The sequence below is a fragment of the Robinsoniella sp. RHS genome (genome assembly GCF_001029355.1).
Lineage (GTDB): Bacteria > Bacillota > Clostridia > Lachnospirales > Lachnospiraceae > Robinsoniella > Robinsoniella peoriensis.
The window spans coordinates 1-8231 of record NZ_JNGB01000111.1 but is presented as its reverse complement, the minus strand read 5'-3'; the positions used below and the strand labels follow the sequence as shown (position 1 = coordinate 8231).

At 43.3% G+C, this 8231-nt stretch carries 5 protein-coding genes; 3 read left to right on the top strand and 2 right to left on the bottom strand.

Annotated elements, in window-relative coordinates:
* A partial coding sequence (locus RHS_RS24220; protein WP_047834609.1) for a DDE transposase occupies positions 1 to 349 on the top strand: 349 nt, incomplete at its 5' end.
* Positions 350 to 394: 45 nt separating this feature from the next.
* Here RHS_RS24220 and RHS_RS24215 read toward each other — a convergent pair.
* On the bottom strand, positions 395 to 2683 hold the full coding sequence (locus RHS_RS24215; RefSeq protein WP_395023497.1) for a helix-turn-helix domain-containing protein: 2289 nt from the start codon (positions 2681 to 2683) through the stop codon (positions 395 to 397).
* A 225-nt stretch (positions 2684 to 2908) separates the two neighbouring features.
* Positions 2909 to 5323 (bottom strand): ABC transporter substrate-binding protein, encoded by a 2415-nt coding sequence (locus RHS_RS24210; protein WP_047834607.1) that lies wholly within the window; start codon positions 5321 to 5323, stop codon positions 2909 to 2911.
* 262 nt (positions 5324 to 5585) lie between these two features.
* Here RHS_RS24210 and RHS_RS24205 point away from each other — a divergent pair, with 262 nt between their 5' ends.
* Positions 5586 to 6257 carry a response regulator transcription factor gene (locus tag RHS_RS24205; RefSeq protein ID WP_047834606.1) on the top strand — a complete coding sequence of 224 codons (672 nt, stop codon included), beginning with the start codon at positions 5586 to 5588 and terminating at the stop codon, positions 6255 to 6257.
* Entirely contained in the window at positions 6258 to 7553 is a 1296-nt protein-coding gene (locus RHS_RS31870; RefSeq protein WP_395023495.1) for a sensor histidine kinase, read from the top strand.
* Positions 7554 to 8231 lie beyond the last annotated feature (678 nt).

The following is an 8231-nucleotide window of genomic DNA, read 5'->3' as shown; positions in this document are numbered from 1 at the left end:
AGTGTATTTCATGATCAGTGAAGGACAACGCAACGATATTAATTTCGCGATTCCCTTATTGAAACATGTAAATTTAAAAGGAAGTAACATACTTGCTGATCGTGGATATGACAGTGATAAACTGATTGACTATATCTATGAGCAAGGTGGTGAACCAACAATTCCATCAAGAAAGGGAGCAAAGTTTGAACGTCATTGCGATTGGTGGCTATATAAAGAGCGGCATCTGATAGAAAAACTCTTTTTAAAGCTAAAGGCATTTCGTAGAATTGCCACCCGCTATGACAAACTTGCATTCACCTATCTGGGATTTTTGTGTATCGCTTCAATATTAATTTGGTTAAAATGACCAATGTGTAGCAATTTTAAAACACGCTCTGGTTCTGTTCTTATCTTAATCCTTAGTCTTAACCCTCCGTATCTGGGACGGAGATACTCCGTAAAATTTTCGAAATGCTGCCGAAAAATAAGAGGAACTGTTAAAACCAACTTCCTTTGCAATTTCCTGTATTGTCATGTTTTGCTTTTCCAAAAGCATTTCCCGTGCTTTTTTAAGCCGCAGCTGACTGATATAATCAGGGAATGTTTTTCCTGTATGCTGGTTAAAAAGCTTACTGAAATAAGAAACGCTCAGTCCATAGTGCTCAGCAACTGCCTCTACTGATAACCCGCAGTCACGGTAATTCTCCCCCACATAGACCTCTACTTCTCCCATAATATATACCGCATTAGGCTGCCGGCTGCTTTTTAGCTGGGCCCTGACTTGTAAGAACAGCTGGCAGAGCCACTCCTCTATGTCCGCCTGCCCGATAAAAATCTGATTGGTGAGAAAATCCTCCAGATACATCTCATACTGTTCACTCTTTTCCCCGGAAATGCTTTCTGAAAGCCGAATCACATCCGCTATGAGCTCTTTCAGATACTTCTGTGCCTCCAGGATATGGTAGGAGGTAAGATTCTTAAGAAGCCTTTGCATACATGCATTCAGGTCTTCCTCTGTATCATTCTTAACAAACCTTAAAATGTGGTCCCGTTCGGGTTCCTGTACCGTTCCCTGCCGTTTTGCCTTCAATACAGATTCGTCCGTCACCTGCATATCTTTTGCCAGTATATAATACTCCGTCAGCAGTTCTGCACAGTGATATGCTTTGGGAAGCCTGTCCGGCCTGCTGCAATGGGCAATTCCCATACAGCCTTTCATTCCATATAGGGTTTTTAATTCCTCCAGAAGTTTTCCCGCCTCTTCTTCAAGGGGGATACTGTCTGACCTTTCCTCCGTCATCCCATGGCTGTCATAGCACACCGCATGGGGGCCTCCCTCTTCTCTCATACTATAATCTAAAAATATAATCTCTCCCTGAGAAGCACGGTAACAGTGCATACCGCCTTTTCTATTTTCTCTCTTCACCCAGCGAATTTCCTTTACATATGCAAACAGTGCTTCATTTTTAGACCAGTCCTCCAGAAAATACCGCAGTACAATTACCGTAAAATTATCCGGTTCACAGTCTCCAAACTCAAACATTTTCTGATCAACCACATCCCCACTCCTGCCATACCGCAAAAAACGCACGGCTGCATTATTACGGATCTGGCTCTTCAGCAGGTTCATATTCTGATTCACATCTTCCAGCGCATCTGTTGCCAGAATTAATTCATCTTTTCCTTTTACCGTTTCTTCCCCGCTCTGTGCCAGTTGCAGTATATTGCGGAAAATAGCGCCCACAGGACGGTATACCCAGCCAGACAGCACCCACACTGCCCCTGCAATAACCAGCATCCCCAAAACAGTGGCAAATAATATAGTCTGAAGCGCCCTGTTTATCTGTATCTGGCTTCCCGACATATCCTGTATCCGCAGGGATAAAAACCTTCCATCCCCTTCCCTTACATAAGAAATTGCCCGTTTTTTCCCGTCTACGGACTCATTAAAGGAGCCTTCGTCAATTTCCTTTGTACAAATTTCCTGAAACATTTTCTGGGCTTCTTCCTTGTATTCATTTCTCTGGGCAGCAACCAGTTCTCCGCTCTTATGGAATATGTAGATGGGATTTACTGCCTTTTGGTTCCATGGTATGACTTTTTCCTGCACAGCATCCATATTAATCGCCAGCGCCACGCCATAGTTACTGGGCGCATTTGGATAATCCCGGTCACTCCACAGAATAACCATATGTTTTTGATATTTGCGGTCATTGGGCCACACGTAGAAGATATCTTTATCCGACACCGTATCTGAGGCTGCTTTCATTATCTCTTCTTTTGCAGCCACGGTTACCATTCCCGTATCGTAGCTTGCCAGAATATCCTCTTTATAGAATAAGATAACGGAAGAGATGCCGGTCATATTTCCAGCCATAGCTTTCATGGATTCATAGATCGTATCGATATGGGAATCTTCCCGCCCTCCGGATACCAGGAAAGCCTTCACATTCAGATTCCGATACAGGAGTTGTGCCTGATCCTGATACTGCATGACCTGATTCTCATAAGAGTTATTCAGATTACGCAGCATTTCCCTGGTTTCCTTATCCGTATCCTCCCTGATATTTGCAGACAGCCCGCGAAATACTGCAACATCTGTAAACCCGATGGCCAGCACAGCCACGGCAAAAAATGCCAGCAAAATCCGCATTTTGTATTTTAACCTTCCGCTTCTTTTCAGCCTCTTACAGAACCCCATCTTCTCCACGTTTTGCGCCCTCCCATATACTTTCCCTCAGGTTACATAATATCTCAACAGAATAGTAAAATTATAGCAAAATCCTATTGTTTATTCAATTTTTTGGTCTATTAAAATCATTGTAATCTGTTAAAAACATCTTATTTTGCATAAAAAGGAGGGAAGAAACCAAAATATTTGATTTCTTCCCTGCATTTTATCTATATTTTCAAACACTCGTCCCCGTCACTCAGCCAGATAGATACTGATCTTCTTCATGACATTTTTTACCGCGTCTTCTACCGACTCCCCTGTGATCAGACACTTCTTTCCTTCTTCCATCACCGTCTTATTAATCATATCGTCCAATAGAGCCGGAGTTTTTAAACTTTCGATTTTCTGCTTAAAATCATCAACATCACTAGTTGAAGGCCAGATCCGATCCAGATGAAACTCACCTCTTCCAGTATCGTCTACCAGCTCATAACTGTCTTTGAATTCCGCCGGCTTTTCCATATTTTTATCAAATACCTTTTGATTTAGAGGATAACCTAAGACCGAGATCGATTGCATATCCGACTGAAGCATCATTGTCATAAAGCGTTTTGCCAGATCTGTATTTTCACTTCTGGAACTGATTCCCATTGGATCAATAGGGATATATACCTCACCGGGTGCCGTTTTATATTCTGCATCACCCAATCTGCTCCTCATGGACAATATCCAGCATAGATCTTCTGCATTGGCTGCATTAGAAACATTAATTTTAGTATCCTCATACCCCATCATACCCAACAGATAAGTACTGGTTGTCATAAAACTTACCATTTCCAGCATCTGAGTGTCTGACAGGGTTTCCCCCTGAAATTCTCCATCATCTGCGTTCCCTGTTGTTCCCAGTTGTGCATCCTGGATTTTACTCAGAGAACTAAAAAATGCTGTCAGACTATTTTCATCTAAAGTTCCATCCTCTGAGATCCAGAATGGCGCTGAGTTTGCCATGAATAGTCGGATTAATACATCAGCCGGCATACTTCCCAAAATGCTCTGCGCCCCGGGATTTTCATTTCTCAGCTGTTCTGCCAGTTCCGCCAGAGAATTTAAATCCTGATACCGGGATACCAGTTCTGTTTTACCCATAACCACCGGAACTGAAAACCGCATTGGTACTGCTAAAATTTTATCTTCTTTTTTGTAAGATGAGGCAATGTTTTCAAAAATACCATCTGTATCTGAAACTTCTGCTATTACATCACTGATATCCGCTAATAAGCCTTTTTCCATATAGGATTCCGTGGGCATTCCATTTAAAAGCAGAATATCGGGACCCTGTCCGGACATGATATTGGTATTCAGGGTTTTTATGGCATCGCTTACAGTTATGGCATCCTCGCCGGTAAGACCTATATCGAAATTCACAAATACATCCGGATTATTTTTCTGAAATACAGTAACTGCCTGCCGGACAAGGGAATTGTCATACAGCGAATAGATCGTAAGCTCCTTCTCAGGCACAGCTGTCACATTCGGATCATATTGGTATCGTACCAGTGACATACTGTCTGCAACATAGTAATTTAATATAAACGAGTCCTCATTTATAACCGTTCCCCCCACAAGATAAGCAGCAGGGTTGTACATTTTCCCCAATGCTCCGTTGAAAATCTTTTCTACAACGGAACTGTCCAGGGTATATTTATAGACACCGGTAATATCTGCTATATAGATATTTTTATTTACAGGATCTGTCATAAATTTGGGCATGTTCGTCTGATTAGCCACCTTTTCCTTACTGGAAAAAAATTCATTGAGTACCTGGTTTTTTTCCTCTGCCTTATGGGATGTCAGGTCATATGTATCCACCTCTATATCTGCCGCCTCCCAACTGTCATTAAACTTGCTGTAAGCCACAAAAAGCTTACCGCCTATGGGAATCAGATCCGGAGATGTGAAATTTTCTCCATTGGATGCCATATTATAAGTATGCACTATTTCTCCTGTGCTGCAATTGATCTGAAAAATATTCCCCTCCATATCACAGCATATTAATTCCCCCTCTTCGGTGAATTCGGCTGCTGCAATTTCATTCAAGTCTCCGGATAAGGATATATTGATTTCCCTTCCATTACCATCTTTATCTATATATTTGTATATTCTATCCTCACCCTTTTTTGTTTTGTAAAATAAACTGCCATCATATCCAATTGCTATAGGTAGAACGCCTCCGCTCTCTAGAACAAATGACGTGGAAGATTTGCCGGAAGCCGTTTCCGTATCCCCCTTATCCTGCATATCATCCGTCAGCGCTTTAGGCTGCTTCTCCCAGGCAACCCATGTGTCACCGCTATCCCGGGATTCATAAACCCCTTTTTCGGTAAACGCCCTAAGGGTTTTGTCAGAAAGCGTTTTGACTAGTGTGGAAAGATCTCCCTGGGGTAAATTCAAATCCTGTTCTATAAATCTTCCAAGCGATTGATTGCCTGTTGTCTCCAGACTTGCATTCTCCTGTTCTCCTTTTTTGTCTTCTGGTGCAGTTTCATGTTGTTTACACCCGCCCAGAATAATCATTACCATCATTAATAAAACCGATAAAACTATTCTTTTTTGTCTGTTCATTGCAAATCCTTTCCTGGAGCGTACCTGATTATTCCTTCCCACCATTTGCACACCCCACCTCACAGGAAATTAGCCCGGGCATTCTTATATAATTCCTGTCTGTGATCATTATAACACAGACCTTTTTTTGCTGCCTCTAAGAAACCTTTATCTTATCTCTAATTTATCTCTAATTTTCCCGAAACAACCAAAAGGAGTTATTGATATGCTATAATATTCAAAAGATTCTGGATTTCTGCATTTTAGCTTTTGCAGTTGTTAATACCTAATGAACCGGATTGGATTCTATACAAAGGAGCTTTAAAATATGAGAATTTTAATTATTGATGATGATGTCAAACTGTGCCAGTCTCTTTCCTACAAATTAAAGAAAGAAGGCTTTTCTGTAGATATATGCCATAACGGGGAAGACGGGCTTTATTTGGCTTTCCAGAATGCCCATGACCTGATTCTTCTGGACCGAATGCTTCCGTCAATGAGCGGAACCATGCTTCTATCCAAATTAAGAGAATCCGGCAGTACCACCCCCATCATATTGGTTACCGCTCTTGGCGAAATTAACGACCGGGTGCAGGGGTTGGACACAGGTGCGGATGATTACTTGGTTAAGCCCATTGCTTATGAAGAACTCATGGCCAGAATCCGCTGTATCAGCCGGCGTCCAAGAAAAATAGAAATTATGCAGCATATAACCTGTGGGGATGTGACCTTCCACACGTTGGAAAAAGTATTATACAGAGACAGTCTCTCCTGTTCCCTGTCTAAAAAAGAAGGGGAACTGATGGAAGTATTTCTAAGAAACCCAAACCGGGTACTCCCCCGAATGCTGCTGCTGGTAAAGGTATGGGGACCGGATGCCGAAATCGAGGATGGCAATCTGGATAATTACATTCATTTTTTAAGAAGACGCCTGGGAACGGTAAACAGCAGCCTTACCATTAAAACGATCCGGGGGATCGGATATCGGCTGGAGGTCTGAATGTTTCATAAAATTCATATAAAAATGACTCTTTTTAATACCCTTGCCACCAGTGCAATCCTGATTGTTATGTCCCTTGCCGGGCTTTTTGTGTTTGAAGGCCTCTTAACGAAAAATGAATCTGCGGTCTTTGACAAAAATCAAAATGCGATCCTGACTTATCTGGACGGACAGAATATCATTGACCATGAGAAGCTTCTTCGCCTGGCTGATAACCGGTATTATACAATTGTACTTTTGGAAAAGGGCAGGCTGCTTTTTCAAAATCAAAGCAGGCAGGATTCCATGCAGAAAGACCTCATAGACACTGCATACCAGACCGCAAAAAAGGATTACCAGTTCGATATTGCAAATCCCCCTGTCTCCAAAAGAATGGTTAAATATCTGGACTTCGGGATGTCTTCACAAAATAAAAAATATTATGTTTCCGTTGCTTCCCTGCCGAATTCCACAGGTGTATTATGCGCTGTTATCCTGTTCGACCGCTCCCAGCTGTTCTCCCAGATCTTTCAGCTGCGCATGACATTTCTCTGCATTGACGTAACTGCGATTTTACTGCTGTATCTCTTTGCCAGGAGATTTACCAGGCAGATGCTGTCTCCAATCGAAGAAAACAGAAAACAACAGGTGCACTTTGTAGCCTCTGCCTCTCATGAGCTTCGTTCTCCCCTTTCGGTTATGCTCGCCAGCGTCACTGCATTAAAAGCCGCCGATGAGGAAGACCGTGCAGTCTTCTATGAAGCAATCGAGAGTGAGGGCGGACGTATGAAGCGTCTGATCGATGATATGCTGACTTTGGCCAATGCCGATAACCAATCCTGGTCTGTCCATTTTGAAGATACACAGCTGGATACCCTGTTACTGGATGTCTATGAGAAATACAGCCCCGTTGCAAGGAGCCGCCGGATGACTCTGCATATCACACTGCCGGATGGACCGGTCCCCCAATGCATTTGCGACAAGCAGCGTATCGAACAGGTTCTTTCCATTCTTCTGAATAACGCTATTAGTTATTCTCCCGGGGGCAGTTCCATAACGCTTGGCATTTGTCAGACCGACAACAAGCTGAAACTATGGGTTGCCGATAAAGGTTACGGAATACCGGATGAATTGAAGCAAAAGATTTTTCTGCGGTTTTTCCGTGCTGATCCGGCACGCAAAGACCGGGAGCATTTTGGTCTTGGACTTTGTATCGCCAGTGAAATCATCCGTCTCCACCAGGGTAAAATATGGGTGGAAGATAATCCGGGCGGCGGCAGCGTCTTTTATTTCACACTTGCCTCCCGCATACTTTAGTACTACAGCGAACAGTTTCTTAAATTGGGGTTTAGCTGAGGAAGGGGACACTTTGTATATGATAGGTAGTGTACGGAAAGAGAAGGGGGCGAGCCAGGACATTGATTTGGAAGGCTTACCGCAGAACTGGCATTTTCTAACCTTCCCAGAGCCCTTTTTGGCGGCACGCGGGCATTCGCTCCGAAATCCTGATGCATTTCGCAGCTCACTGCCCGCTTACAATCCGATGGGAGCCAATCGAATTGTATCCGCCAAAAAGTGCTCTGGGAAGGTAAGTAAATACTCAGCTCTGCTATACGCCTTCCAAATCAATGTCCTGGCTCGCCCCCTTCTCTTTCCGAGATAGCATTCGTTGAAACAAAGCTGGTTTTCTCAGCATGATGGGACCCGGGGGTTGTGGAATGCCGGACGCGACTGGCGCAAAGCAACTGATCTTAGAAAACAGAATTTGTTTTTCATTTCTGTAACCAGAAAAAGGAGACAAACTTCCATCTTCTTTTACACAAACAGCCGAAACATACTGCGCAGCATCCAATAAAGAACAGCCTGCCACAGCCCAGGGGTCTCCGACCAGGCTGAGAAAACCAGACTTTGTGGCAGTAACTGGATCTCGGAAAGATGGGTGTGGGAAACTGGCATGGCGGAGGAGCGTAGAGCAGAGCTGAGTATTTACTTACC

Bases quoted from the DNA above. Each gene is read 5' to 3' on its own strand.
- RHS_RS31870 (WP_395023495.1), top strand. From the start codon at position 6,258: ATGTTTCATAAAATTCATATAAAAATGACTCTTTTTAATACCCTTGCC.
- RHS_RS24210 (WP_047834607.1), bottom strand. From the start codon at position 5,323: ATGGTGGGAAGGAATAATCAGGTACGCTCCAGGAAAGGATTTGCAATG.
- RHS_RS24215 (WP_395023497.1), bottom strand. From the start codon at position 2,683: ATGGGGTTCTGTAAGAGGCTGAAAAGAAGCGGAAGGTTAAAATACAAA.
- RHS_RS24205 (WP_047834606.1), top strand. From the start codon at position 5,586: ATGAGAATTTTAATTATTGATGATGATGTCAAACTGTGCCAGTCTCTT.